This window comes from Runella sp. MFBS21 (genome assembly GCF_029433105.1).
Classification (GTDB): domain Bacteria; phylum Bacteroidota; class Bacteroidia; order Cytophagales; family Spirosomataceae; genus Runella.
Map to the genome: position 1 here is coordinate 20475 of NZ_JARNTW010000002.1, position 25819 is coordinate 46293.

The 25819-nt window shown below is 40.9% G+C and carries 25 protein-coding genes; 17 read left to right on the forward strand and 8 right to left on the reverse strand.

Features of this window, described 5'->3' with window-relative positions; translation table 11 throughout:
- Nucleotides 1–88 precede the first annotated feature (88 nt).
- Nucleotides 89–562, reverse strand: a complete 474-nt coding sequence (locus tag P1X15_RS04325; protein WP_277336916.1) for a hypothetical protein — start codon at nt 560–562, stop codon at nt 89–91.
- Between the two features lie 178 nt (nt 563–740).
- Between P1X15_RS04325 and P1X15_RS04330 the strand changes: the two genes are divergently transcribed.
- The 6 genes from P1X15_RS04330 (at nt 741) to P1X15_RS04355 (ending at nt 7914) form a co-directional block, all read left to right on the forward strand.
- Nucleotides 741–2231: a S41 family peptidase gene (locus P1X15_RS04330; RefSeq protein ID WP_277336917.1), complete on the forward strand. Its 1491-nt coding sequence runs from the start codon at nt 741–743 to the stop codon at nt 2229–2231.
- 17 nt (nt 2232–2248) lie between these two features.
- Nucleotides 2249–2827: a TetR/AcrR family transcriptional regulator gene (locus P1X15_RS04335; RefSeq protein ID WP_277336918.1), complete on the forward strand. Its 579-nt coding sequence runs from the start codon at nt 2249–2251 to the stop codon at nt 2825–2827.
- A 139-nt stretch (nt 2828–2966) separates the two neighbouring features.
- Nucleotides 2967–4316 (forward strand): 1-acyl-sn-glycerol-3-phosphate acyltransferase, encoded by a 1350-nt coding sequence (locus P1X15_RS04340; protein ID WP_277336919.1) that lies wholly within the window; start codon nt 2967–2969, stop codon nt 4314–4316.
- 146 nt (nt 4317–4462) lie between these two features.
- Nucleotides 4463–4897 carry a response regulator gene (locus P1X15_RS04345; protein WP_277336920.1) on the forward strand — a complete coding sequence of 145 codons (435 nt, stop codon included), beginning with the start codon at nt 4463–4465 and terminating at the stop codon, nt 4895–4897.
- A 132-nt stretch (nt 4898–5029) separates the two neighbouring features.
- A complete protein-coding gene (locus P1X15_RS04350) occupies nt 5030–5656 on the forward strand; it encodes a biliverdin-producing heme oxygenase (RefSeq protein WP_277336921.1) in 627 nt (208 codons plus the stop codon).
- Entirely contained in the window at nt 5653–7914 is a 2262-nt protein-coding gene (locus P1X15_RS04355) for an ATP-binding protein (RefSeq protein WP_277336922.1), read from the forward strand. The genes P1X15_RS04350 and P1X15_RS04355 overlap by 4 nt, the downstream gene beginning before the upstream one ends.
- Here P1X15_RS04355 and P1X15_RS04360 read toward each other — a convergent pair.
- Nucleotides 7883–8698 (reverse strand): Cof-type HAD-IIB family hydrolase, encoded by an 816-nt coding sequence (locus tag P1X15_RS04360; RefSeq protein ID WP_277336923.1) that lies wholly within the window; start codon nt 8696–8698, stop codon nt 7883–7885. The genes P1X15_RS04355 and P1X15_RS04360 overlap by 32 nt on opposite strands.
- 451 nt (nt 8699–9149) lie before the next feature.
- Here P1X15_RS04360 and P1X15_RS04365 point away from each other — a divergent pair, with 451 nt between their 5' ends.
- From P1X15_RS04365 to P1X15_RS04390, 6 genes are all read left to right on the forward strand, one after another.
- The gene (locus tag P1X15_RS04365) at nt 9150–10115 is read left to right on the forward strand and encodes a DUF6528 family protein (protein ID WP_277336924.1); all 966 of its coding nucleotides are present in this window, start codon (nt 9150–9152) and stop codon (nt 10113–10115) included.
- A gap of 33 nt (nt 10116–10148) precedes the next feature.
- Nucleotides 10149–10838: a response regulator transcription factor gene (locus P1X15_RS04370; RefSeq protein ID WP_277336925.1), complete on the forward strand. Its 690-nt coding sequence runs from the start codon at nt 10149–10151 to the stop codon at nt 10836–10838.
- Nucleotides 10835–12199, forward strand: a complete 1365-nt coding sequence (locus P1X15_RS04375; protein ID WP_277336926.1) for an ATP-binding protein — start codon at nt 10835–10837, stop codon at nt 12197–12199. Before P1X15_RS04370 ends, P1X15_RS04375 begins: the two co-directional genes overlap by 4 nt.
- Before the next feature lie 521 nt (nt 12200–12720).
- Nucleotides 12721–13119, forward strand: a complete 399-nt coding sequence (locus P1X15_RS04380; protein ID WP_277336927.1) for a hypothetical protein — start codon at nt 12721–12723, stop codon at nt 13117–13119.
- Nucleotides 13120–13401: 282 nt separating this feature from the next.
- Nucleotides 13402–13686, forward strand: coding sequence for a hypothetical protein (locus P1X15_RS04385; RefSeq protein WP_277336928.1), 285 nt, complete (start codon nt 13402–13404; stop codon nt 13684–13686).
- A 150-nt stretch (nt 13687–13836) separates the two neighbouring features.
- On the forward strand, nt 13837–14238 hold the full coding sequence (locus tag P1X15_RS04390; RefSeq protein WP_277336929.1) for a hypothetical protein: 402 nt from the start codon (nt 13837–13839) through the stop codon (nt 14236–14238).
- 168 nt (nt 14239–14406) lie between these two features.
- On the opposite strand, the gene P1X15_RS04395 is transcribed toward P1X15_RS04390, so the two are convergent.
- Nucleotides 14407–15171: a class I SAM-dependent methyltransferase gene (locus tag P1X15_RS04395; protein WP_277336930.1), complete on the reverse strand. Its 765-nt coding sequence runs from the start codon at nt 15169–15171 to the stop codon at nt 14407–14409.
- A 90-nt stretch (nt 15172–15261) separates the two neighbouring features.
- Here P1X15_RS04395 and P1X15_RS04400 point away from each other — a divergent pair, with 90 nt between their 5' ends.
- The 4 genes from P1X15_RS04400 to P1X15_RS04415 all read left to right on the forward strand — a co-directional run bounded on the left by P1X15_RS04400 (nt 15262) and on the right by P1X15_RS04415 (nt 18664).
- Complete coding sequence (locus P1X15_RS04400; RefSeq protein WP_277336931.1) at nt 15262–15618, forward strand: hypothetical protein; 357 nt, start codon at nt 15262–15264, stop codon at nt 15616–15618.
- Nucleotides 15619–15942: 324 nt separating this feature from the next.
- Nucleotides 15943–17328: a histidine--tRNA ligase gene (gene hisS / locus P1X15_RS04405; protein ID WP_277336932.1), complete on the forward strand. Its 1386-nt coding sequence runs from the start codon at nt 15943–15945 to the stop codon at nt 17326–17328.
- A 152-nt stretch (nt 17329–17480) separates the two neighbouring features.
- Nucleotides 17481–17696 carry a hypothetical protein gene (locus P1X15_RS04410; RefSeq protein ID WP_277336933.1) on the forward strand — a complete coding sequence of 72 codons (216 nt, stop codon included), beginning with the start codon at nt 17481–17483 and terminating at the stop codon, nt 17694–17696.
- Nucleotides 17697–17836: 140 nt separating this feature from the next.
- A complete protein-coding gene (locus P1X15_RS04415; RefSeq protein ID WP_277336934.1) occupies nt 17837–18664 on the forward strand; it encodes a hypothetical protein in 828 nt (275 codons plus the stop codon).
- Between the two features lie 457 nt (nt 18665–19121).
- Here P1X15_RS04415 and P1X15_RS04420 read toward each other — a convergent pair whose 3' ends face one another.
- Together P1X15_RS04420 and yidC are read right to left on the reverse strand one after the other, a co-directional pair.
- Entirely contained in the window at nt 19122–19265 is a 144-nt protein-coding gene (locus P1X15_RS04420; RefSeq protein WP_277336935.1) for a hypothetical protein, read from the reverse strand.
- 56 nt (nt 19266–19321) lie between these two features.
- Complete coding sequence (gene yidC / locus P1X15_RS04425; RefSeq protein ID WP_277336936.1) at nt 19322–21202, reverse strand: membrane protein insertase YidC; 1881 nt, start codon at nt 21200–21202, stop codon at nt 19322–19324.
- A 433-nt stretch (nt 21203–21635) separates the two neighbouring features.
- On the opposite strand from yidC, the gene rho reads away from it, so the two are divergent.
- Entirely contained in the window at nt 21636–23387 is a 1752-nt protein-coding gene (gene rho / locus P1X15_RS04430; protein ID WP_277336937.1) for a transcription termination factor Rho, read from the forward strand.
- Nucleotides 23388–23454: 67 nt separating this feature from the next.
- Here rho and P1X15_RS04435 read toward each other — a convergent pair whose 3' ends face one another.
- From P1X15_RS04435 to P1X15_RS04445, 3 genes are all read right to left on the reverse strand, one after another.
- Nucleotides 23455–24153, reverse strand: a complete 699-nt coding sequence (locus P1X15_RS04435; protein ID WP_277336938.1) for an SAM-dependent methyltransferase — start codon at nt 24151–24153, stop codon at nt 23455–23457.
- The gene (locus P1X15_RS04440; protein WP_277336939.1) at nt 24150–24914 is read right to left on the reverse strand and encodes an alpha/beta fold hydrolase; all 765 of its coding nucleotides are present in this window, start codon (nt 24912–24914) and stop codon (nt 24150–24152) included. The genes P1X15_RS04435 and P1X15_RS04440 overlap by 4 nt, the downstream gene beginning before the upstream one ends.
- Nucleotides 24915–25008: 94 nt before the next feature.
- Complete coding sequence (locus P1X15_RS04445) at nt 25009–25566, reverse strand: collagen-like protein (protein WP_277336940.1); 558 nt, start codon at nt 25564–25566, stop codon at nt 25009–25011.
- Nucleotides 25567–25819 lie beyond the last annotated feature (253 nt).

The window sequence follows — 25819 nt, forward strand, 5'->3', positions numbered from 1 at the left end:
ATATCTTTAAAATTTCATGCCAGTATCAACCGATAAGTCCTTGCGAGACTTCAATAAGCCTTCTTAAAAAAAGCAATCCTTTATTTTATTAGGAATGAGCTAGTTCTGATTTCCACTCAAAAGAAGGTAATTGAATAGGGGCAAGCAATTGCTCTTCGAGTAGATTGGCCCATTCGTTGATATACAGAACCACATCATCCCTAAAATTATGACGTAGGTATCGTTTATTTTCAGGAAGACGAATCAAGATACGCGGATCAGATAAGCGTTCGAGGTGTTTAAGGTCGTCGGGGGCAAGGCCAGCAGCCATCATTTCATTGAGGAGCAAATCCATCGGCAAGCCGCTAGTGGGGCAGTAGTCGTTGAGTTGCTCGTTCCAGTCGCCGCGTCCATTGGCGAGTGCATGGGCGTGGATTTCGGCTTTGGTAAGTTGGGTGATTTCTTGGGCTAAGTTGCCGCAATTGCAGCTACCCATATGGCCCCACTGATAAGGAGAGCCTTGTTCGATTTTCTTGGCGGTGCGGCGTAGTGCAGCGATAAGATCAAGATTGGGACGAGCCATACCCTTAAATGTTTAAGTTGGTTGAAGCATTAAGTTGTGTACTTGTTGGCAAAACGTCTTGTTAAGAGTTTTTGTTTTCAAGCAATTTATGTATTTTTTTGCAAAAATATGATTCAAACATATAGTTTGGAAGCCTACAAAACGACCTTCTGAAGCCTCATTCGAAATTTTCCACTCAATGAAATATTATAGTATCTTACTTGTATTGTCTTTCTTTTTTTTGATAGCCTGTAGCCCTAAATTCGACCCCCAACGGACCTATTCAGTAGAACAAACCCGCAGTGATTTTAGACTGATGCGAGCAGCATTGTTGGAAGCTCATCCGGGAATATATCGCTATACTTCGTCAGACAGCATTCGTTGGATTTTTGATAAAACCGAGCAAAAACTTGACCACCCCATGACTGAACGAGAGTTTAGGAGGGTCGTAAATCCTGTTTTTTCGTATATACGCTGCGGTCATACGGATATTTATCCTTCCAAACAGTATACCCGCTATATCAAAAAAAACAAACCCAGAGAATTTCCTCTTTCTGTATTTTGGGCCAAAGACAAACTCAAAATCACCCAAAACCGTACCGACGATACTACCCTCGTACCCGGTGTGGAAATAATAATGGTTGACAATCGCCCGATTGATAAGATAATGAATGAAATGCGCGACCTTATTCCGTCGGATGGTTATAATCAAACTTTTAAGATTAATCTTATCAACGGGAATTTTGGGTCGTTTTATCGCTATCTGTATGGCAACAACGATACCTTTAAAATAAGTACGAAAGACAGTACTGGCAAAATCCGTCATTTGACCTTAACCTACACCATTCCTCCTAAGCCTCTCAGAAGAAAAAATACGCCCAAGCCCGTAGCTTCTCCCAAACCTAACACCGTGCCTACGGCTTCTCCTTTGCCACGACCCAAACTGCCCAAAGGAGATCGGCGTCATAATTTGAAGATTTCAAATAGAGATAGTACTGTGGCGATTTTGGATATTAATACATTTAGGGACAATGGGCATCGTAAATTTTATAAAAAGGCTTTTAGGAGTATTCAAGAAAACAATATCAAAAACTTGGTGATTGATTTGAGAGCCAATGGTGGTGGACGGTCGGATGCTAGTGTCAATCTGATGTCGTATTTGTTGGATGCTGATTATGTAGTTTATGATACTATTCAAGCCATCAAGCGACGTCCTTCGTTTAATCGGCATTATGGAGGTAAGTTATTACGGTTCTTTGCACGAAATTTTTGGTCAAAAAAGACACCTACGGGGACTCTCAGCAACCGCTCTACGGCTAAAGTCCATCATCCCAAGAAAAAGTGGGGATTCAAGGGCAATGTATACTTACTTACCAACGGTGGGTCTTTTTCGGCGGCGGCGATTTTTCCTTCGATTATCCAGCAGTATAATCCACGAGCGGTAGTAATTGGACGCGAAACGGGTGGCGGACGCTATGGTTGCAATGCTTTTATTTCGCCTTATTTGACCTTACCTCAGACCAAAGCCAAAGTCCGAATTCCGATGTTTAAGATAGTGCTACATCTTCCTGGACGCGACCAAGGGCACGGCGTTATGCCTGATTATCCCGTGGAATATACGTATGAAGATGTGGCAAAAAATCGAGATTTAGACATCGAGAAAGTGTATGAATTGGTCAAAAATAAGTAAAGCAGAAGACTTACGATATGAGAACCAAAGACGAAACCAAAGTAAAGTTGATTCTAAACACTGCGCTCAAAATGATTGCGAGGGTAGGGTTGGCGGGGCTTAAAATGTCGGATTTGGCCAAAGAAGCAGGAGTCGCTACCGGAACAGTTTATATCTATTTTGAGGACAAAAATCACCTGATTCGGGAGTTGTATATGTATTTGCATCATGCACACGCCCGCGACCTTGTGCGGGACATTGGAGAGAGTGAACCGCTCAAAATAAAAATCAAAAAAATGAGCCGTAACTACCTCCTCGACCAAGTAAGTCATCCTGAATATGGCGCTTTTTTGGAGCAGTATTTTCGCTCACCTTATGCCGAAACCAACGATGCCATGCAGGTCGAAAGGGAACTATTAACGCAGCCGTTACATAGTTTGGTGGTAGAAGGTCAGTATCAGAGTCTCATCAAAGAAGCAGATCCTGTGCTGCTCGTTACGCTCATTTGTGGAATGCTCAATGAGGTAGCCAAAAAACTTATCTATGCTCAAAAGGAAATGACTCCCTCAGAATGGGAACTGACGTTTAGTGTGCTTTGGGATGGAATTAGAAGTTAGATAGCCACCCAATGACCTCATAATAAAAGTTTTAGTAGACTTTGCTCATTTAAGCTTTAATTAGAGTCGCGAAATGTAGCTCCTTTCTTTGATAAGATAGGAAAGAAGGTTTTCGTTTAAGGTCTAACTAACTTCACTTATGCTTTTTTATATTCTTCTTAAATGGATAATCCGGGTTGCTTTAAGGGTATTTTTTAGGCGTTTTCAGGTAGATGGCCTAGAAAAGCTAAAGGCATCCAAAGGACCATTGATATTGGCTGTCAATCACCCTAATACCTTTATGGACCCACTTATCGTGGCTACACTGATGCCACAGCGGGTAGCTTTCATTGCCAATGGCAGTATTTTCAACCGTTTTACCCGACCGATTTTTAAGTACTTGCACGTCATACCTGTTTATCGCAAAAAAGATACTTCGGATGTGCCACTTTCGCCCGCCGAACTCAACAAACAAACTTTCCAACGGTGCTATGATTATTTGGAAGCGCGAGGAACAATTCTGATTTTTCCAGAAGGAACGAGTGAGATTGAGCGGCGTCTGCGTGAACTCAAAACCGGAACGGCCAGGATTGCATTAGGGGCGGAGTACGAAAACGACTTTCAATTAGGTCTCACTATTTTGCCAATTGGTCTCAATTACTCCAATCCTATTCATTTCAGAAGTGAGGTGTTTGTTAATGTAGGGCAACCGATTGCTGTTTCAGATTTTAAGGAAAAATACCGACCCGATAGTTTTGAAACAGTGGAGGAAGTAACGGATTTGATTCAAAAAAGACTCAGTGATACGGTGATTATCACCGAAGATGACGAAGAAGATACCTTGGTAGGTCAGATTGAGACATTGTACAAAAATCAATTGTTTGAAGATTTGTTGCTGAATCGTCGTTTGAAAAAAGATGAATTTTTTCTGATTAAACAAATAGTAACTGCCGTCAGACATTTTGAAGAGCAACGTCCTCAACTTTACAAATCACTTCAAACTCAACTCACTAACTACTTTGACAATCTCAAACAGTTGCATCTTTCGGACGAAGTATTTGCACAGACGCGGCGCATCTATCCATACCTTTGGCAGACGATATTGCCTTTAGTGATAGGTTTTCCGATTTATGTATTAGGCTTGATTTTCAATTATATACCCTATATACTTCCTTCCAAAATCGCTCGTTTGATTACTTCCGACGCCACCTATCGTGCCCCTCTTATGATGAGTCTTGGGGTGGTTGTTTTTCCAGTAGTCTATGCTTTTCAGATAGGGGTGATACATTCATTTTTTCAAGATGTTTGGCTTACTTTGGGCTTTGCGGTTTTGCTTCCCTTGAGTGGTTATTTTGTATTGTGGTATTGGGATGTGGTCGTGAGATTAAGGCATACTTGGCAAGCTCTCCGATTATTCCGTCATAAACCTTCTTTGATGAAAAGTTTGATAAACCAAAGAAATGGTATATTTGAGGAGCTAAAGGAGGCGAAAAAAAATTACCTGAGGTAGTTTTGGTATATTATTTCCTTTTGTTGTTAAAATCCTACGTCTATTCTAATAGCAAAGCGCAAGGAGTGTTTTGGAAAAAAGAGAAGAGAAACGTCTCAGGAAGTGGGTTAGGATTTTCCAACCTCCAACCTTATATTTGCTAATATATGAAAAACGAAAAGGTTAATATTTTCTATATTGATGATGATGCAGATGACCGTATGCTTTTTGAAGAGGCATTGGCGGAAGTAGATAAGAGCATCGCTCTCACTGCTTTAGAAGATGCGGATGAGTTGCTATATATTTTGGACAATCCTCCTCCTGTCCCGTATCTTATCTTTGTAGATTTGAACATGCCGCGTAAAAACGGTTATCAGCTACTAAAAGAAATTAAATCGAATCAATCATTTCGGAGGTTTCCAGTGTTGATTTTGACTACTTCGGCTGAAGAAGAAGCTATCGAAAATGCTCGCTTGCTTGGTGCAAATGCTTTTATTACGAAGCCTAGCAATTTTGCGTCCCTAAAAGCTATCTTGAACAAATGCCTAAAGTTGGACTGGAATATCGCCAGCCCTCATGGCTTTGTGATTGGTGCCAACTAATTCACCATAATTTGAGTAGTGTGAGTGCATATAATCTTTGTGTGCATAAAATACGTATAATATAGTGTAAGCAGAGCGAAAAATGGAGGGGACAAAATCTTTTTGTACCACTATAACTTTGATAAATTACGTATGCAAGACGCAACGATTGATTATACTCAAGATAGAAAAAAAGAATTTCTAAAAAGACTCCGTATGCATACGCAGTCTCAACATACAGCGCTAGAAGAGCACCCATTGTCGGTTTCTCTTTTCAAAGAAGAGGTGAATTTAGATGATTACCTACGATATTTAAAGGCAATGTATGGGGTAGTAGCTGGTTTTGAAGAAGCCTATTATCCAATTTTGAAAGATTGGGTACCGGCTATTGAGCTCCGTCGCAAAACCCCTTGGCTTGCACAGGATTTACAACTGCTCAAGAGCGATATACCTTCTTCTATATCCGTACCCACCTTTTTAGAATATTCTCCAAACCCAGCTTATTTGTTGGGTAAAATGTACGTTATGGAGGGCTCTGCACTGGGAGGGGCTGTTATTTATAAACACTTACAACCCAAACTGGGATTTTCGCCTGAGGAGGGAGGGCGTTATTTTTATGGCTATGGGAGCCAAACAGCAGGCATGTGGAGAGCTTTTTTGGAAGTGTTGACTACGCAAGCATTGGTAGAAAATGCCGAGCCAAATATACTAAAAGGCGCAGCGGAGCAGTTTGTAGCTATACAAACATTTTTCGACACCCAATTATTAGTATCTCGATGATTATCAATACCATTGTCAATCGCGATATAGCCAATTTAAAGGATTGTGAAAGTGAACCAATCCATATTCCAGGAAGTATTCAGCCGCATGGATTTCTTTTGGCTTTTGATGCAGCGTTTAAGGTCGTTTATGCCAGCGACAATTGCTCCGTTTTTATAGGAGTTCCTATTGAAAAAATCTTAAACAATCGTTTTGGGGCGATTTTTTCTCCAGCGATAGAGGTAGCTCTCGAAACACATCTCAAACAATATGGCTCCCAGGTGGCGCAGCCTTTTGTACTCGAATATCAAAATCAAAAATACAACTGCACACTACAACCTACTGGACAGTGGTATTTGTTTGAAGCAGAGCCTTTTCCTGATGGTCATTTACGGCTTCCAGATTTGTATAATCAAACTCGGAAGTTTGTCCATTATCTTCAAGAAACAGCTACGTTACAGTCTCTTTGTCAGTTGATTGCGGCCGAAACTCGCGACATTACGGGCTACGACCGGGTGATGATTTATAAGTTTGATGAGGCTTATAATGGGGCAGTGATTGCCGAAAGCAAGCGCGAGGATTTGGAGCCGTTTTTGGGGCTTCATTATCCTCATACTGATATTCCTCCTCAAGCGAGAGAGCTTTATTTGCGCAACCTTATGCGTATGATAGCCGATGTACATTATGAGCCAGTGCCTATCCTAACGACCCAGCATAGCACTCACCGCGATTTGGATTTGAGTTTGTCGGTATTGAGAAGTGTGTCGCCGATTCATATTGAATATCTCAAAAACATGGGCGTAGGTGCGACGCTCACGATTTCGATTATCAACAATCATCGACTGTGGGGGCTTATTTCTTGTCATCATTATAGTCCCAAAAATCTCCCTCACTATACGCGCCTTTCGGCACTGCTACAAGGGCATTTTTTATCTTCCCAAATCAACGTCCGTCAACAGGCCGAAGAGTATGCTCTCGCCAAAAATGTGGAACAGAGCTTGGAAGTAATTTTAAATATGACGTCTCACGTTCATCAGGATTTTATTCCAAGGTTTCTGACAAATGAGCATAGCTTAAAAGTCGTAAACGCCCGAGGAATGGCGATTTTGTACGACAACAAACTATATCTACATGGTACAACACCTACCGAAGAGGAAGTATATCAATTGATAGGTCAATTGTCCAACATCTCAAAAGGAAACGTATTTTATACCAACAAACTGGTAGACGTCTATCCTAAGGCTGAGCAACTTACGACTACTGCGGCAGGAGTAATATATTATCCTTTTGGGGGATATTTGCAGGACTGTATACTTTGGTTTAGACCAGAGACTCCTCAAGAAGTAAATTGGGCGGGCGATCCCTCAAAATCTATTGAATATAATCCAAACGGTCTTTCTCCGCGCAAATCTTTTGATTTGTGGAAGCAAATCAAAAGATTTGAAAGTCGTCTGTGGGAAAAGCCCGAATTGACAGCCGCTGCTACGGTATCCTATGCGCTTCAAACACAAATACATCTCAACCAGCTTACGCAGGATAAAATAAAACTGGCTCAGCTTAGCGATAAACTCCAAAAAGCGGTATCCGAACTCGAAAACATCAACTGGATAAGTACGCATGATTTAAAAGAACCATTGCGAAAGATACAGACTTTTGCGTCGCGTATTTTGGAAGATGAGCACAACACTTACGCACCTATGGTGATTCAGTCGGTGACTAGGATGAAAGATGCTGCCGTAAGGATGCAGACGCTCATTCAAGACTTGGTCGCTTATTCGCAGGTAAGTAAAAGTCAGAACCAGCTTGTAGATACCGACCTTAATAAGATAAATGAAGAGGTATTGGCTGAGTTGGCGAGCGAAATCAACGAAAAAAATGCGGTTGTAGAATCGGATACTTTGCCTTCGGTAAAAGGCGTTTCGTTTTTACTGAAACAGCTATGGATTAACGTGATAGGTAATGCGCTGAAATTTAGCAAAACACACATCCCATTGTCTATCCAAATCAGATGTACCATGGTCGAAAAAACAGTAGAAGGACGACTGAAATCTTTCTACCAAGTTTCCTTTATCGACAATGGTATAGGATTCGACAATGAATATGCACACCAGATATTTGAGGTTTTCAAACGCATTCATAGTCCAAGTCAATACCGAGGTTCAGGAATTGGTCTGTCGATTTGTAAAAAAATTATGGAAAATCATCACGGGTTTATGGACGCTCAAAGTCAGAAAAATGTCGGCACAATCATCCGAGTATATTTCCCGACTGTGCTTTGAGTACATCGTTAAGGATTTGTAAAACACCATTTTCATCGTTGGTTTTGGCCCTAAAACGTGCCGCTTCCTTTACATATTCATGGGCATTTTCCATGGCGTAGGAGTAATAGGCCTGATGCATCATTTCGAGGTCGTTGAGATAATCGCCAAAGACCATAGTCTCATCGATACTCACTCCATAGGTTTTTTGTAATATGGCAAGAGCTTGGCCTTTATTGGCAAGTTTGTGTGATATATCTAGCCAGATACCCGCCGACACTTTTACTTGTAGCGGTGCTTCCCATGGTTTGAAATGCAGATAACTATTGGTAGCAGAGCCTGCCAAATCGCAGATGCTTACTTTCAAGCACGAGTCGTCGTCGATTTTGAGTAAATCATCTACTAATTCGTAGCGTTCAAAATACTTCGTAAACTGTGCCCAAAAGGCGTCTTCCGTATTTTCGACATACGCTTTCTTTTTCCCACACAAGATAGGATAAGCATTTGGAATTTGACGTGCTACCCGAATCAACTCTTTGGTAGTGAGATTATCAAGCGACTGCACATATAGTTCTTGGTTTTGAAATACTACATAACTACCATTTTCGGCAACAAAAATAACGTCGTCTTGGATAGGCTCAAAGCGCTTGCGGAGATTGTAATATTGGCGACCACTAGCAGCCGCAAAATACAAGCCCCTAGCTTTTAGTTCATCAAAAAGTGGATAAAATGTATCACTCAATTCCCCTTTGGAATTGAGCAAAGTTCCGTCCATGTCGGTGGCTATCAGTTTAATGTCTTTCATGTATAAGTAAGGAGAATTTGTGGCTCAGAAGTTCACTATGATTGATGACATCTGTTTACTTTTTTCAAAAATGTACTATTTTTAAACCAAGCAATGGTTTTTATCACATAAGCAACTAAGCAAAATTAAGCGAGTATAAAGCTAATTTTATTTTAACCCCATGCCTTTAGGCTGGGGATACAATCTGAGAGCTTTACGTGGGGCTTTAGCCCTGATTTTTTGACAAAAAGGCGTAAAAATCAGGGCTGAAGCCCTACGTTGTGCTTTACCCACCCCAGCCTAAAGTCGGAGCGCTGATGCGACGTGGAGTGAAAGGAGTCACCTATTGTTGATAATATCCAGTTTAACATTGCATAATTATTTAAGTCTTAGTTTACAATCAATCCACAAAAAAATGGGTATGGCTTGCCTTTTTTGTCCTTAAAAAAGTGGATAGAAAAATCTTTTTAAAATGAAGTACATAAAAAAACTAAGGGTGCTTTTGATGGTTTGGGGAAGTAGCCTTGCAGTTTATGGACAAGTAGCGACTTTAAACACCAGCCAACGATGGCTGCTTTTGACTGAGCAATCCCAGCACCGACTTTTGGTAGTGGATGTAGACAACGGAAAAGAGGTATGGGAGTGGAAACCCGAAGCCTCAAATGTAAAGCCCGAACACGTCAAATGGTTTTCGAATCCTAGTGATGCCAAAGTGGTATACAATGGCGAATATGTTATCACTTGTGCCTCTGGTGGTGGAATTGCTTTGATTAGGGTGAAAGACAAAAAAACGGTGTTCTATGCCTATGCAGGAGGCAATACACATTCGGTAGAAGTATTGCCCGATGGTAATCTCGTAAGTGCTTCTAGTACTGGAAATTATCTTTCTGTTTTTTCAATAGACACTTTACGTTTTCCCGACCATGTATACCGAAAAGACTTGTTTATCCCCTCAGGCCATAATGTGGTTTGGGATCGTACCCAGCATTTGCTGTGGTCGGCTGGGATGAATACCCTATACGCTTATCAGTACAATTTTAATCGTGCTACTCCCCAGCTTCGGCAGATTGATTCGTTGATGTTTTCGTCTACCCGTACAGAAGCTCATGATTTGTTTCCTCTAAAGGGTGTTGACAAACTTTGGTTGACTGATTTGACAAATGTGTATATTTTTGAAACCCATAGCCGAGCATTGCAAAAGGTAAGTGGGCCTGCACATGTCAAAAGTGTAAGCTCCCGAAAGGAAGATAATGAAGTGGCGATTAGTCATCCAAAGCAATCGTGGTGGACCGACGAAATACAGGATTTGAATGGCAAACGAATCTATCAGAAGGAAGGGTTAAAAATTTATAAAGCACGCTGGTGTGTTCTAAATTCCTTTAGTTATCCTCCAAACCACTCTTTGAAATATACCAGCTTGCCTATATCTAAACCTTAAAAACGACTTTCAAAAATCACAAACGCATTCAAAATGGAAAATACGGCGCAGTTGTTATTAGTAGAAGATGAATCTAAAGTCGCAGCATTCATAAAAAAAGGCCTCGAAAGGCAGGGTTTTAAAGTAGATATTGCGGAAGACGGCCGGCTTGGAAAACAGTTTTTTGATGAACGTACCTACGATTTGCTAATTTTTGATGTCAATCTTCCCTACATGGATGGGGTAGAACTCGCTGCTTATGTGCGGACCAAAAATACTCAGATCCCCATTTTGATGTTGACGGCCTTGGATACCACTGCCGACAAACTAGCGGGATTTGATGCGGGCGTGGACGATTATTTGGTGAAGCCTTTTGACTTTATGGAGTTGATTGCGCGTCTCAAAGCATTGCTCAAACGCGTAATCAAAACCAGTGAATCTACGAATATTTTGAAAGTAGCCGATTTGGAATTGGATTTAGATCAGAAAATAGCGCGGCGAGGCGGGCAAGCCTTTGAGCTTACGGCCAAAGAATTTGCGCTTTTGGAATATCTGATGCGCAATCGGGGTAGAGTCGTATCTAAGATTGATATTGCCGAGAAAGTATGGGATATTGATTTTGATACCGGTACCAACTTTATAGAAGTCTATATCAATTATTTACGGAAAAAAATCGATAAAGATGCCTCTTCCAAATTGATCCATACGGTAGTGGGCATGGGCTATACCCTTAAAGAAAAATGACAATTCGAAATCGTCTTACGGCACTTTTTACGGCAGTAGTGTCGGTGTTGCTACTATTGTTTTGTATTGTCATTTACTTTTTTGCAGAATATCATCGGCAAGAGGAGTTTTTTAAACGCTTGCGAGAAGAGGCACGAACTACGGTGGAGTTGCTTTTTGATAAAGAAACCATTAGTCCTGAATTGCTCAAATTGCTGGATCGCAACCAAATGACGGTACTTCATCAAGAGGAAATCATTGTTTATGATTATCAAAATAAGCTTCGCTATGAGAGCGGAACCGATTATCTCAATATCGATAAAGCTACCCTCGACCGGGTCAGGGTAGAAAAAGAAGTACGATGGCGCGAAGGACAGCGGGAGATTGTGGGAATTTATGTGGTAGATCGCCAAAACCGCTTTGTGGTTTTTGGCTCAGGGATAGACAAGTACGGTTTTAGAGAGGTTCAAAACCTTGCGCTTGTGATGGCAATTGGGTGGTTTTTGGCTACTATGGTGGTCGCTGTGGTAGGATGGATATATGCTTATCGGGCTTTGGAGCCTCTCAAAAAACTCATCGCACGAGTAGACGATATCACTGCTTCACGACTAGATTTACGGGTAGAAGTGTCTAATAGCCAAGATGAAATAGGGCAGCTTGCCGAGCGCTTCAATCATATGCTTGATCGTTTGGAAGATGCTTTTCGAATGCAGAGAGCTTTCGTTTCGAATGCATCCCATGAGCTTCGCACACCACTTACGGCTATCACGGGGCAAATAGAGGTAGCACTTATGGACAACGATCCTCAAGAATGGCAAGATACATTGCGCTCAGTATTAGAAGACGCTCGTCAGCTCAATCGCCTTTCCAATGGGCTATTGTCTTTGGCAAAGGTGAGTATGGACGAATCGGCGGTGAAATTTACGCCAGTGGCTATTGACGAAATATTTTGGCAAGTGCGAAGCGAAATCATGAAAGCGCATCCCAAATTTAGCGTAAGAGTCGATTTAGAAGGGTTTTCGAATGATGCAGCACGTTTTGAGGTGATGGGCAACGAACCTTTACTGCGAGTGGCATTGACTAATTTTATGGAAAATGGCTGTAAATTTTCGCCCAATCATACGGTCAATGTAAAGTTTAATAATCTTCCTAATACTTTAGAAATCCAGTTTCACAATATAGGGCCAGTGATTCCGGCCGATGAGCTACCACATATCTTCAAACCTTTTCGGCGAGCTACCAATGCCCGCCAAGTAGCAGGACATGGCATAGGGCTATCGCTCACAGAGCGTATTGTAAGGCTACACCGAGGAAGAGTGGTAGTAGAATCAGAAGAACCCAAAGGCACCACTTTTACCTTGGTTCTTCCCCATAAGTTTTAGTATCTCCTAACACTGAACATCCCGAATCTAGGTGATTTGATTTTTGCTAGATAGGCCCATTCCCTTCGCTTGATGTTTGGCTTCTTCGAAGCTACAAGACATTGCTGCCTCTGAGAGGCAAAAAAATTCTATCAAGCAAGTCCGAAAAAAACAGAAGACTTTGGAGAAGTCAAACCTAACTAGCTTTTGAGTATAAAGCTCAAGTCTGTTAAGGTAGCTTATGTTTATAGGTATTTTAGATAAGTAATTGCAAAAATTAGTTTCTATTATTTTTTATTCTGAAAGTAAGTTTAATCGCTTGATAATCTGTGATATATAGTTAATTGATAACAATTGACAGACTAAGACTATTACTTAGGTAAAAATAGATTCTAATGTGATTCTAATACTGAGCTAAGTTGGTTCTAATGTTGAGGCCTTAGTTTTGCAATGTCAAAAGACAAACAGATAGTAGCAAAAAAGCTACGCTGTGTATTCCAAAAACAGATAAGTATTCCATTATATAAAAATCAGAAATTACGATGAAAACGTTCGTTCATATTCTTATAGCATTTGTATTGGTAGGTAGCACTGTAGCTGTAGCTCAGAGCAGCCTCAACTCCCCTCATAACTACAAGCGCCCGGTGAGTCAGAAATCTTCTAAAAGCGAAAATGCGCTAGTAGTTTCAGCCGAGCAGCGAGCAGTCCCGTTGAAGTTGCAAAACAACGTAGCTTCGGCTCACAACTATAAGCGTCAAGGTGGAGCTAGTGTAGAGAAAGAGGCAACACTCGTATTGGCGAGTCCAGTGATAGGTCCTGTGCCGCAAAATCCGTTGTTGTTGCCTAATCACTACAAGAGCCAAAAGCCGATGAAAGTAGAAGAAAGAGTAGCGCGGAAGGTAGTATTGCCGGAGGCTCCCAAAGATAGTTTGAGCAAGTAAATTGCTCCTGGGGGTGGTCACAAGAAATTGCCCCCAAACCAAATTAAAAAGCACGATTCTTTTTCCATCCATACCATTGTTATTTAGTTTAGATTAGAAAACTGGTTTAAAGACAAACAGCCTCGAAGAGTTTTCTTCGGGGCTGTTTTTTGGCAGTCATGCCTTCGAAATTTCCTTTGCTTATGTGAAGATTGTATAAAAGCTTCTAAGGAAATTCTAATGTAAGTCTAAGTTGGGTCTAATGAGGGCTAGATAACTTTGTCACATTTAATTTTCAAAATTATGGCACGCTATTCTCTTGATTATTCATTCAAAAACACATTTCCTAGCCCGCCTCAGAAGCGTAATTACGGCTTGATGTGGGGGATAGGTATGTTGTTGTTTGCGTTTTTGTTTTTCGGAGGAATCGGAACCGCATTTCATTTCCGAAACTCTCATTTATCGTTAGTGAAAGCTCATAATAGACTGAAAGTGAGTTATGATTCGCTTCATTCGGCCAAACAACACGCCGACTATCAACTCTATGAAATGAAAGCTAAATTGCAGCAGCTCGGCGGCACACCTTAAAAATTCTAATACCTTTCTAATATTAGCCTAAGTTGCTTCTAATACCGTCGCCGTAGCTTTGCAATGTCAAAAGACAAACAGATAGTAGCAAAAGCTACACTGTGTATTCCAAAAACAGAGAAGTATTCCATTTTAAAATCAGAGATTATTATGAAAACGTTCGTTCATACCCTTATAGCATTTGTATTTTTAGGTTCGACTGTGGCCATAGCCCAAAGCAGTCTCAATTCTCCACACAACTACAAGCGTCCAGTAAGCCAGAAGGTAGCTAAAAGTGAGAGCTCTCTCGTTGTATCAACCGAGGAGCGGGCAGTCCCGTTGAAGATGCAGAACAACATAGCTTCGGCGCACAATTATAAGCGCCAAGGCGGCGCCAATATAGAGCAAGAAGCAACACTCGTATTGAGTACACCTGTGATAGGACCTGCTCCACAAAATCCTTTTTTGTCGCCTAATCACTACAAAATTCAGAAACCAATGCCTGTAGAAGAAAGAGTAGCTTATAAAGTGGAAACACCTCCTTCTCAGCTAAAAGATACAGTGAGCAAATAATTTTGCTCAGGGGTGATTGCTTGCAATTGCCCCAAACCAAATTGTAGCAACGATTCTTTTCCTTCCACACCATTACTATTATTGTTTAGATTAAAGAACTGGTTTAAAGACAAAAAGCCCCGAAGATTTTTCTCCGGGGCGCTTTTTTATGGTCTTATTAGTAATAGCTTATTTTTGACAAAAATAAATAATTTCGTTGGCCGGAAGGGCAAAAAGCTTTACTTCTTGCGGCGTCAGTTGGTCCATCACAAAACGGTCTTCGGTTACTTTAAATCCGCCTTTTTCGAGGCGTTTGCCATAATCTCTCCCAAAAAGGCGCAAGTGGTCATCCTGCCAAAAATGCTTTTCTCTTTCTTTGGGATCAGTGATAGAGGCGTCTTCATAAGTTGTAGCTTTCGACAAATCTTGGGGAGATTGGATAATCGCCCATCCACCGGGTTTCAACACACGATATAGCTCCGACATAGCCTTTATATCATCGTCGACGTGTTCCATGACGTGGTTGCAAAAAGTGACATCGAAGGTATTGTCAGGAAAAGGAATTTGGTGAATATCCATTTTGACTTTCGCCAAAGGCGATTCAATATCGGCGGTGATATAATCCAAGTTTTTCATTCGCTCAAAACGGTCGATAAAACAATATTCGGGAGCTACGTGTAGTAATTTGAGATTATCTTTAAAAAAATTTGTTTTACGCTGAAGATATAAGTACATCAAGCGGTGTCGTTCAAGTGATAAGCAATGAGGACAGAGGGCATTGTCGCGTCCTGAACGCCCATAGGGTAGAAATTTACGAAATTCGCTACCACATACGCTACACTTAACCCCTTTTCCTAAATAAAGAATAGATAAAGCACGTGCCCCAAAATGACTCACAAGTTGTAAGTATTTGCGCGGGACGTGTCTCAGTACCCAACTAATGATTTCTTTCATTCGCTAATTTTATGAGATTTTTTTCAACAATTACTGCAAAGTTTTTACTTTTCGACTTAAAAGCAAAACCTAAAGACACCAACTACAAATATGATTCCAAAAACCTCAAAACCACCCGGCCAAAAATTGGTCAAACGCATGAGTTCCCGTACCAAATGGATGATACTGGGCCCGCTAAGTACTCTATTTTTGGGGTATGGGTTGTGCGTATTTAGCGAAGCAGGGCACCTGAAGCATACCAATGCTCCTTTTCGTCAATGGTTTTTGATGGGTACGTATAGCTTGATCGTAATCAATGGTGCCCTTGTGATGTTTGGGCAAGCCGTCATTTTTCGCATTCAGTATAAATATCGCCAAGAAATGCGCCGAAAATTGAAAAAAATGCAGAAAGAGTGGGAGACTGCCCTCAAAAAGAAAAATGCCGCTCAAGGCGGCAAATTTGGTTAAGCTTTAGCGGCAAATTCAGCCTTGATAGCCTCTACATCAACTTTTTTGATTTCTGGCTTCCACAAACGTTGCTTCATTAGTTTTTGCTCGTTTTGCGGTATCATTACGTTGCGCTTGCTTTTACGCAAAAGTTTAGTCACGCCCATTGTAGTATTATCTTTAAATGATGGTTCTAAAAAATGAGCCGCAAAAATACGGACTTCTTTTTAAAAAAGTAAGTGCTCTGTGCTTTTTTTTCGGGGGAGGTGCTACTTTTGTGGTTTCTTTGAACAGGCTACAGGTACGCAAACGGTGGCTCTTCGATTCTTATTAACTCCTAATATAATGAGTAAACCTTCTTTAGCGCGTGGGACGCGTGATTTTGGTCCCGCGCAAATGACCAAACGCAACTACATCTTTGATATTATTCGACGTGTATTTCAAAAATATGGATTTCAACCCCTCGAAACCCCTGCTTTCGAAAACTTGTCGGTACTGATGGGGAAATACGGGGATGAAGGCGATCAACTTTTGTTCAAAATACTCAATTCTGGGAATTTTGCCGATGGCCTCAAAGAAGACCACCTTCAAGAAGGCTATAAAAAATTAACGCTCAAAATCTCCGAAAAAGGGCTTCGTTATGACCTCACTGTACCTTTTGCTCGCTATGTAGTGATGAATCGCGGAGAGCTGGTGATGCCCTTCAAACGCTATCAGATTCAGCCGGTATGGCGTGCCGACCGACCACAACGGGGGCGCTATCGGGAGTTTTATCAGTGTGACGCCGATGTGGTTGGGACCGATTCTTTGCTTTGCGAAGCCGAAATCGTACTCATGATTCACGAAGTGCTGCGCGCCTTGGGGCTTGCAAGCTTTGCCGTCAAAATCAACAACCGTAAGATATTAAGTGGTATTGCAGAAATAATTGGTGCCCCCGGACAAGAAGGCCCTATGTGCGTGGCAATTGATAAGTTGGACAAGATTGGCAAAGACAAGGTGGAAGAAGAACTGGCAGAAAGAGGATTTTCGGCAGAAGCTATTCAGAAACTGCAACCTATTTACGGATTAGCCGAGGAGCAAACGGATATTTTTGGTAAACTGCGTGAGTGGTTGGCTACTTCTGAAATTGGGATGAAAGGCATTTCGGAACTTGAGGAGGTATGGAAAAAGGTCTCAAACTTTGGACTTGATTCTCCGTTGATGCAGCTCGACGTCACGCTCGCACGTGGCTTAAGCTATTATACAGGTGCTATTTTTGAGGTAAAAGCCAATAAACCCAACGGCGAACCCGTCCAAATGGGAAGTATCTCAGGAGGAGGACGCTACGACAATCTCACGGGTACTTTCGGTATGCCGGGGCTATCTGGAGTAGGTATTTCTTTCGGGGTAGATCGTATCTATGATGTTTTGGAAGAATTAGGACTTTTTCCAGAAAATCAGTCGGTTTCTACCCAAATCATGATTACTAATTTCGATGCGGAAGCGGAAGCATATGGTCTGGGGGTATTACGGCAAGTTCGTGAAGCAGGAATTAATGCAGAGCTATATCCTGATGCCGCCAAGCTCAAAAAACAATTTGACTATGCCGACCGCAAGCGTATTCCCTATGTGTTGATTGTAGGTTCGGACGAAATTCAAACGGGTATTTTATCTCTCAAAAACATGAAAACAGGAGAGCAAGAAAAACTTCTTCTTACTGATATTATCTCAAAGATTTCCAGTGCTTTATGAAACAATCCGAGAGGAGAAACCTTGGTTTGTTCAAAGTAAGTTAGAGTATATTAGTGAAGTTTTAGAAATTATATAAAAAGTACTTTGTTTTTAAAAGTATTTTTTATATAATTGTATACTTTATTATTCTAAAACTTAAATGGTTATCACTCATGAAAAACAAAGCAGGTGTCATTAGTGGCTTTATCTTGGGCGTAGGGGGCTTTCTTTTAGTATTTAAGTTGGTCTTCTTGGATAGGATTGCACCATCAGATGAGCTAGCTCCGGGTATAGTGGTTATTATTTCAGTCATCAATGGATTTGTATTTGCTTTTATCGGCTCTCAAATTCAGAATTATTTTACCAAAAACAACAATTACAAAATTTAAGAAATAGACTGTGAAAGCTATTTTTCAATTTTGTATGCTTTCCAAGGTTATAAAAAAAACTTCTTTATCAGGTTGATAAGAGCGTGAAAAATATATTTGGTAAATTTCTAACTCGTAAAAGTTGAATCGTTTCTTTGATTATGAAAAAAAAAGGTTTGGAAATTTTACTTCGCTACAAAAGTTACTCTAGAGCTACTCAATCTTTTAATAAAATCACTGAAGAAGAATTTAAGCTAGCAAAAGAAGAAGGTTTTATGTTCGATAAAATCATGCTTTCTCATAATCAGTCTGTTGATTGGCTGATAGAGGCTCGTAAAAAAGTGAAGAAAACTCATGTCACAAGTTGCTTTATTTCTAGTTTGTTAAGTAATAGGCTAGATTGGAGGTGTGGCTTATCAGCTTATGTTTTGAGTATGCATTATCCGCATCATTCTTATACATACGAGCCTTCCAACGAGTTATCTACCTGCAGTGTTTGTGGGGAGTATGTTCTTAATGATTTTGAAGAAATTGATTTATCTTTTTATAATAGTTCTCGTTTTCGAAATGGCATAGCAATTTGTGGGAATGAAGTACAAGCTAGTTTACTAGCATTTTGTCTTGAGCAGCATAGCCAAATACCAGAATTCATGCCTTCTCAGGCAGATATAAAAGTTTTTAAGGGCATTATTGAGGTTATCAGTCAAGCAAAGTTTACTGATACACCAAATGACCTAGAAAAATCTTTAGCTGCTAAAAAATTGTTTAAATCTAATCATTGGCAAAGGAGACACTTTCTTGAAACATTAGGATTTTGTAATATACTTGAGCATCCAAAAGCTAGAGGGTATACTGCAAATTTTGTACCTCCAAATAAACGGTATAAAAACGACCACTTGAGTGAATGGGATTATCCAATTAGGTTGTGGCGAGGTCAGTATGGAATAAATCAGAAAGCTATTGGCTATTGGTTTGGGGAGTTTTTCTGATTACTGTTTTCTTCCGACAAGCATATTTGGACGAGCAATAACTTACCCCAAACTATCATTTATTTGGGGCAAAAATGGTGCCGCGTCTCTGACGCAAAGCATGTAAGCTAGAGAGTCTTTCGTAACTACTGTTATGAAAGACTCTTCTTAGATTCTCGTTATCAACTCTTTTCCTACTTTTTTACTATTTCCATGTCCGTTCTTGAAGTCAATGGCTTGACTTTGAGTCGAACCAAAAGTTTGCCTTTTCGAGCAACAAAAATACAAAAATGCTACTTTTCACTATGAAAAAAGCTTTATCACCGAAGCCGCTGAGTTGTTTATAGCCAGAGGGATTTCGATTCAACAAACGAATCAAACAACTTATCGGTGGTTTCAACATTACCAAAACGTTCAAAAGCATAGTATAAAGTGCTGTTTTTATCAGTGAGTTTTGCGGTATAAATTCGCTGTATATTCAGGTATCATCCTGCATGCTGTCTTTTTGGGGAGTTAGTTGAGCATTGGGACCTAAAATGAGTTCACTTTCCACCGCAGTGAGATTGATAATTTTTGAAAAGTATCCCCTAATAGAGTCCATATTTCTAAGCGAAGCATTCATCAAAAAAGGCTTGGAGATAATCCCCAAGCCTTTTTTGATGATTAGTTAAAAAGGTTTTAGTTCTTCTTCTTCAACTGTTGACGTTTTGCTTCTGTTTGCTTTTTAGCGTCGTCAGCCTGTTTTTTGGCTTCTTCAGCGGCTTTCATAGAGCGTTCAAGCATATCCGAAAACTTAGATTTCTTTTTCTCTCCCGAAGCGATTTTCTTACGGTTATCTTCCAAAATACCCCTGATCTTGTCGTCATTTACAAAACGGCGAATCACTTGCTGTTGAATGATAGTCACTACGTTTGAAACCAGATAGTAAAAACTCAATCCTGCGGGGAATGTATTCATGATAAACATAAACATCACCGGCATAAAATACGTCAACATACGCATGTCGGGCATGCCAGGCTGCTGTACTTGAGTAGGAGTGATTTGATTGTTGTACCAAGCATACACAAGCTGCGACACGGTCATCGCAAGTGTAAAAATACTTACGTGTGCTCCATAAAAAGGAATCGCAAATGGCAATTTGATAGGCGCATCGTAGGTAGACAAGTCGCTAGCCCACAGAAAAGACTGCTGACGAAGCTCAATTAGATTCGGAAATAAGAAAAACAAAGACATCAAAATAGGCATCGTGGCCAGTACCGGAATACATCCACTCAGTGGACTCACACCCACTTGCTGGTAGAGCTTCATTTGTTCTTGCTGCATTTTGGTAGGGTCATCGCCTACTTTTTCTCTGATAATAGCCAGCTCTGGAGCAAGCATGCGCATTTTGGCCATACTTACATACGACTTATAAACGAGCGGTGTCATGAGAAGTTTTACAATCAATACTAGCACAATGATGAGCAAACCGTAGTTAGAAATAAACTTCTCTAAAAAGTTGAACATCGGAACAAAGAAAAACTTGTTGAGGGGTTTCAAAAACGCATATCCCAAGTCTACATTATCCCCAAAATCAGGCGCAGCTTTTACTTCTTTTACTACTTGATAGTCGTTAGGGCCAAAGAAAAACTGAAAATTTCCTTTGCCTGCTTTCAAATCAGTGGTAGCAATTGCCCCTTCACTTTGCATCGTTTTGATGTAGTCATTGTTGGTAGCGTCTACGAGTGATTTTAGCGTCACATTGTTGAGGAGAGAGCTTTTAGCAATAAAAGCCGTCACGAAATATTTGTTTTTGTGTGAAAACCACGAAACAGGTTGTTCAATTTTTTCTTCCACATTGTCACCTTGTCCTCTTCCTATATCAGAAAGGCTACCGTCGGAGTAGTAATTGGTGGTTACTACTTTACGGTTTTCGGCCATGTCGTTTTCAAATTGTTTTAGTTTGTCTTGCCATACAAAACGTGTAGGGTCGTTTTTAACTAAAGCATCTAGGCCTACCAATTGTACATCATAATCAATCAGATAGCCACTGCCTTGAAGGGTATAGGTTTGGTCGATGTATTGATTGGCACCTAGGGCTAATCTAAACGAAACTTTCGTAGATTGCCCTGCTGTGAGAGTGGTATTGGCAGCAGTGGTGGTGAAATATAAATCTGAAAGATTGATATTGCCTTTAGTGGTAGGAAGTTCTAAACTGAACTTACTGCTTTTGTCGTCGATAAGGTAAAGAGGCTGTTGCTCATAAGTTTTGTATTTTTTGAGTAAAACTTCTTTGACGTTTCCGCCTTTGGTACTAAAAGTGACACGCAGGTCTTCGTTTTCGACCACAATATCTTTGGCAGTTCCTTGAGCAGCGCTCGAAAAATCTCCATAAATAGCCTTGGCAGAGACTGAGTCTAACTGTCTTTGGGCAGGAGTGGTAGCGGCTGGATTGCTAGGGGTAGTTTTGGCTTGGCTAGTGGGAGTAGGCTTGGCGGGTTCGGGACTTGGAGCTAACCATCCATATACCGCTAGCATTGTCATAATAAGCACTAATCCAATAATTTGATTTCTCTCCATTATTTTGGTTTTAACGTTATCTTTATTCGTTGAGTCCTATTCTGCTGTGGGTCGATGCGTCATAGTTGTTTTTGCAGAATAGATTTCTTCAACATTTTTTTCAAAAAGCGGGTGCAAAGTTAGTGAGTTTTCAAGAAATAGCACTTGGAGAAGGGATGAGTGGTAATATTTTAGTGAAAATTTAACGCAAATGCTTAAAAAATGAATAATTGGTGAAAATTTTTCTTGACACAATCACGTTTTAGAGTTAACATTGCAAAACATTTCTGACAACACCGCGGTACCATCTGATACTGATAGACCCAAAGACCGCCTCCCTTGTTCAGTTCAAGCTTTCAATCCTATTTAATTTCTTGGTTAGCTCTCAAATTGTTAAACACCTAATAGTAAAAGAATTCCTTGTGTAAAGTCTCTCTTTACCTCTCCCTATTTTATGCTCAGTACTGACGATCTCAACAACAAACTCCTGTCGGAGTTAAGAGTTCTTGCCGAACAAATCGGACTCAAAGACTACAATAAATTAGCAAAAAAAGATCTTATAAACAGGATTTTAGAACGCCAATTGACTGCTGCGCAGCCAGAAGCGAATACTCCTGCCAAACGACCACGTAAGGGGAATGAAACGGCCGCTGTCGAGAAAAAAGTACAGCCTTTAGCCGAAATTCCTCCCGTTCGTGAATATACCCATTCTGACCATACCGAAAAACGATCTAAGCGTCAACGAATCCAAAAAGAAAAAGCTGACCCTCAAGTACCTATATTATTCACTACACCAGCACTTGAAGCACAAGGCGCTTTGGAGGATGTTCCGCCTCCAGTAGAGGAAGCACCCGTATTGGAGGAAGCAGTTGTACCTAATGCGTTTGCAGAAGATGAAGGATTTGAAGATTTAAAAATAGAAGATTTACCAGAAGATGAATTTTTGGATACATCTTTTATTACTGAAAATCTTGAGATTGAGTCACCTATTGAGATTGAGCCGCCTAAGCCCGAAGAAAAACCACGCGAATACAAAGACGAATACTATAACAAAGTCAAACGTCAGTATAACAACTACGTCAAAGAATTTGATGGTTTAATTATCAATGAAGGCGTGCTGGAAATTATGTCTGATGGAGGATATGGCTTCTTACGTTCGGCTGACTACAATTACCTTGCTAGCCCCGACGATATATACGTTTCGCCTTCGCAAATTAAATTGTTTGGCCTTAAAACCGGTGATAGCATTCGAGGTTCTGTAAGACCTCCCAAAGAAGGTGAAAAATATTTTGCGTTGCTTAGAGTTGAAACCGTCAATGGAAAAACAACCGAAGAAATTCGTGACCGTATTCCGTTTGAGTATTTAACTCCCCTTTTTCCTGAAGAACATATCAAGCTCAGTGGAAAAGCCGACAATTATTCGACTCGTGTTTTAGACTTATTTGCACCTATCGGAAAAGGGCAACGTGGGATGATTGTGGCGCAGCCCAAAACTGGTAAAACGGTATTGCTGAAAGAAATAGCCAATGCTATTACGCGCAATCACCCCGAAATTTACCTCATTATACTACTCATTGACGAACGCCCCGAGGAAGTAACAGATATGCAGCGTAGCGTAAGGGCGGAAGTTATCTCTTCTACCTTTGATGAGCAAGCCGACCGTCACGTAAAAGTGGCGGGGATTGTACTCGAAAAAGCCAAACGCATGGTAGAGTGCGGGCACGATGTAGTGATTTTGTTGGACTCTATTACGCGCCTCGCCCGTGCACACAATACCGTTACTCCTGCCTCTGGCAAAATCCTGTCGGGTGGGGTAGATGCCAATGCTTTACACAAGCCCAAAAGATTTTTTGGCGCAGCTCGTAACGTAGAAAATGGAGGATCACTTACGATTATTGCTACGGCATTGATTGATACAGGCTCTAAAATGGACGAGGTAATTTTTGAAGAATTCAAAGGTACTGGTAACATGGAGTTGCAGTTGGATCGTCGTTTGGCCAACAAACGTATCTATCCAGCTATCGATGTGATGTCGTCAGGTACGCGTCGTGAAGATTTGCTGCTTGATAAAGAAACCCTCCAACGTATGTGGATTCTCCGTAAGCATTTGTCGGATATGAATCCCAACGAAGCAATGGATTTCTTGCTCGACCGCATGAAAGGAACTCGCACCAACGAAGAGTTTTTGGTGTCGATGAATCGCTAAGCGTTTTTTTATTCATAAAGACTACAAAATGAGCCCGCTCCACTGAGCGGGCTCATTTTGTAGGTGGTTAACCAATTAAAAAAACGGTTGGCTTTTTGTGTAAGTCCACCTGATGTTTTTTCCAGTCTTTGGCCGTGAAGGTTTTGACAAATCCGTCTGGCGCCGTTAGATGACAAGCCACACAGATGCGGGTGCTGGGGTCACAATGTAGTACCAAATCTTCAAGAAGCTGATTGTTTCGGTAAGGCGTTTCTATAAAGAGCTGGGTTTGTTTTTTGGTAATCGCTTCTTTTTCTAATTGCTTAATCGCTTTGATTTTTAAAGCCTTTTCAATGGGCAAATACCCGTGAAAAACAAAAGACTGACCACTCATTCCTGAAGCCATTAGTGCAAGTAACAGAGAAGAAGGCCCTACCAAGGGAATGACTTCTATGCCTAACTGATGGGCAATTTTGACCGCAATTGCGCCTGGGTCAGCCACTCCTGGGCATCCTGCTTCCGACATCACTCCCGCATCTTTGCCTTCTTTCAACAACTGCTTTAACTGATTCAACGTATCTGTTTCGGGCGTGTCTTTGTGAAGCTCAAGAAAAGAAAGCTCGTCTATGATTTTGCCAGTTTTGAGAGAACTAATAAAACGCCGTGCGGTTCGTAGGTTTTCAACAAAAAAAATATCCAATTTTTTAACCACTTCAGGGATAAGTATAGGCAAAACACTCTCCATAGTATCGGGTGCAAGTGGTGTCGGAATTAAGTATAATTTCATTGTAAAAAACTAACAAGCGATTTGACAAAAGCCTCGGGTTGCTCGGCTTGTACCCAATGGCTCGCTCCTTCGATAGTATCTACTATCGAATTTGGAAACAACTCTTTTATTTTTGGTAAATCTTTGTCACGTACATAGCCTGACTTTTCACCTCTCATAAAAAGGGTAGGTTCTTCTACTACTCGCTGATTGGTAATGTCCTGACTAATGATTTCGATGTTTTCGTCTAAAACGGGCAAATTGATGCGCCACGCAAAATTTCCTTCTTCGTTGCGGTAGAGATTCTTAAGTAAAAACTGACGCACCGACGGACTAGGCTCATACTGACTTAGTATTTGGTCGGCTTCATTGCGGTTTTGGAGTGTATCGAGCGGAATAGCTTTCAAGCCTGCCAATATATCCCCATGATGTACTTTGTACAATCTAGGTGCAATATCTACTACCACCAAATGACTAAAAGTATCGGGGTATTGCATGGCGTATTGCATTACGGTTTTTCCTCCCATAGAATGCCCTATTAAAATAGGTTTTTCTAATTGTTGCTGTTGGATAAAATCGTGCAAATCATCCGCTAATTCTGGATAAGAATGGGTAGGGAGTTGGGGCGACCGCCCGTGGTTGCGTTGGTCAACACTATAAACCGAAAACCCATGTTCGGCTATCACTTTGCTGATAGTGAGCCAGTTGTCAGCAGAGCCAAACAGCCCATGAAGAATAATAATGGGGCGACCTGCGCCTATTTGACGAAAAAAAAGTTGCATTGCTGTCTTCAAAAACGCTTTTGTTGGTTTTACAAAGATAGCAAGGCAACTTTCTACCCCAAGTGCTCTGGGGGATTTAATTAGTATTGAGAAATTAATCTTCGAGATTCAAGACTCTTTTTACTTCATTATAATCTTTCCAATTGACATTGCCCAAACGGGCCCCCGTGGCTGGAGGAACGATCACAGCGCGATACTCTTCATCCGTAAAAAAGTTGCTCACATTCACGGCTTTAGAGAAAGAGATAAAAGCCGAAATTTTGCCAGGTTCGGCGGCAAATGAGTAAGTTACATGAGCACCGTCAAAATAAGTATCCCAGGGTACTGCATTGACAAAACTTTTGTTGGAAGCTACGCGGTTGTAAAGTAATACCATTCCGCCATCAAGCGTTTTTTGGGTCAGATACGTCTGAATCGCCCCTCCTTGCAGTCCGATTGAAGTGTACAGCTCATTTTGGTCGTAATTGGTCACAAAAGATTGTTTAGAGATAGAGACCCAGTTGGTCGAATAAAACGCCGCCCCACTGCTACCGGGGTCGCCCTTAGGGCCTTGTACTCCTTGCGGGCCTTGTGGACCGGGGTCGCCTTGAGGGCCTGTGCACGCTGATACCAAAACAATCAATGCAAGTGATAGATAACTTAAGATTTTCATAGTATTGTTAGAGAATTCTTCGGCCTCCACGAAGAATAAATTTAAAGGTGAATCATATCTGAGAGGCTCATTGACGAAGATATGAGTGGATTGTAATTGAACAAATTATTTTAAATATCCCTTCTAACGCCTATTCGCCCAAAAACCATATAGGGGACGGTTTATATTTTATTATTCGGGCTATCAGTAATAAAAAATAGTAATATCAGAACAAAAGTCGATAAATTTAGTAATTTTAGATGCCCTTCTTTCG

Coding starts and splice junctions, on each gene's coding strand:
- yidC (WP_277336936.1), bottom strand. CDS start 21,202: ATGGAGAGAAATCAAATTATTGGATTAGTGCTTATTATGACAATGCTA.
- P1X15_RS04395 (WP_277336930.1), bottom strand. CDS start 15,171: ATGAAAGAAATCATTAGTTGGGTACTGAGACACGTCCCGCGCAAATAC.
- P1X15_RS04415 (WP_277336934.1), top strand. CDS start 17,837: ATGAAAAAAAAAGGTTTGGAAATTTTACTTCGCTACAAAAGTTACTCT.
- P1X15_RS04350 (WP_277336921.1), top strand. CDS start 5,030: ATGCAAGACGCAACGATTGATTATACTCAAGATAGAAAAAAAGAATTT.
- hisS (WP_277336932.1), top strand. CDS start 15,943: ATGAGTAAACCTTCTTTAGCGCGTGGGACGCGTGATTTTGGTCCCGCG.
- P1X15_RS04390 (WP_277336929.1), top strand. CDS start 13,837: ATGAAAACGTTCGTTCATACCCTTATAGCATTTGTATTTTTAGGTTCG.
- P1X15_RS04400 (WP_277336931.1), top strand. CDS start 15,262: ATGATTCCAAAAACCTCAAAACCACCCGGCCAAAAATTGGTCAAACGC.
- P1X15_RS04360 (WP_277336923.1), bottom strand. CDS start 8,698: ATGAAAGACATTAAACTGATAGCCACCGACATGGACGGAACTTTGCTC.
- P1X15_RS04420 (WP_277336935.1), bottom strand. CDS start 19,265: ATGAATGCTTCGCTTAGAAATATGGACTCTATTAGGGGATACTTTTCA.
- P1X15_RS04445 (WP_277336940.1), bottom strand. CDS start 25,566: ATGAAAATCTTAAGTTATCTATCACTTGCATTGATTGTTTTGGTATCA.
- P1X15_RS04365 (WP_277336924.1), top strand. CDS start 9,150: ATGAAGTACATAAAAAAACTAAGGGTGCTTTTGATGGTTTGGGGAAGT.
- P1X15_RS04340 (WP_277336919.1), top strand. CDS start 2,967: ATGCTTTTTTATATTCTTCTTAAATGGATAATCCGGGTTGCTTTAAGG.
- P1X15_RS04335 (WP_277336918.1), top strand. CDS start 2,249: ATGAGAACCAAAGACGAAACCAAAGTAAAGTTGATTCTAAACACTGCG.
- P1X15_RS04435 (WP_277336938.1), bottom strand. CDS start 24,153: ATGAAATTATACTTAATTCCGACACCACTTGCACCCGATACTATGGAG.
- P1X15_RS04345 (WP_277336920.1), top strand. CDS start 4,463: ATGAAAAACGAAAAGGTTAATATTTTCTATATTGATGATGATGCAGAT.
- P1X15_RS04355 (WP_277336922.1), top strand. CDS start 5,653: ATGATTATCAATACCATTGTCAATCGCGATATAGCCAATTTAAAGGAT.
- P1X15_RS04410 (WP_277336933.1), top strand. CDS start 17,481: ATGAAAAACAAAGCAGGTGTCATTAGTGGCTTTATCTTGGGCGTAGGG.
- P1X15_RS04325 (WP_277336916.1), bottom strand. CDS start 562: ATGGCTCGTCCCAATCTTGATCTTATCGCTGCACTACGCCGCACCGCC.
- P1X15_RS04375 (WP_277336926.1), top strand. CDS start 10,835: ATGACAATTCGAAATCGTCTTACGGCACTTTTTACGGCAGTAGTGTCG.
- P1X15_RS04385 (WP_277336928.1), top strand. CDS start 13,402: ATGGCACGCTATTCTCTTGATTATTCATTCAAAAACACATTTCCTAGC.
- P1X15_RS04330 (WP_277336917.1), top strand. CDS start 741: ATGAAATATTATAGTATCTTACTTGTATTGTCTTTCTTTTTTTTGATA.
- P1X15_RS04380 (WP_277336927.1), top strand. CDS start 12,721: ATGAAAACGTTCGTTCATATTCTTATAGCATTTGTATTGGTAGGTAGC.
- rho (WP_277336937.1), top strand. CDS start 21,636: ATGCTCAGTACTGACGATCTCAACAACAAACTCCTGTCGGAGTTAAGA.
- P1X15_RS04370 (WP_277336925.1), top strand. CDS start 10,149: ATGGAAAATACGGCGCAGTTGTTATTAGTAGAAGATGAATCTAAAGTC.
- P1X15_RS04440 (WP_277336939.1), bottom strand. CDS start 24,914: ATGCAACTTTTTTTTCGTCAAATAGGCGCAGGTCGCCCCATTATTATT.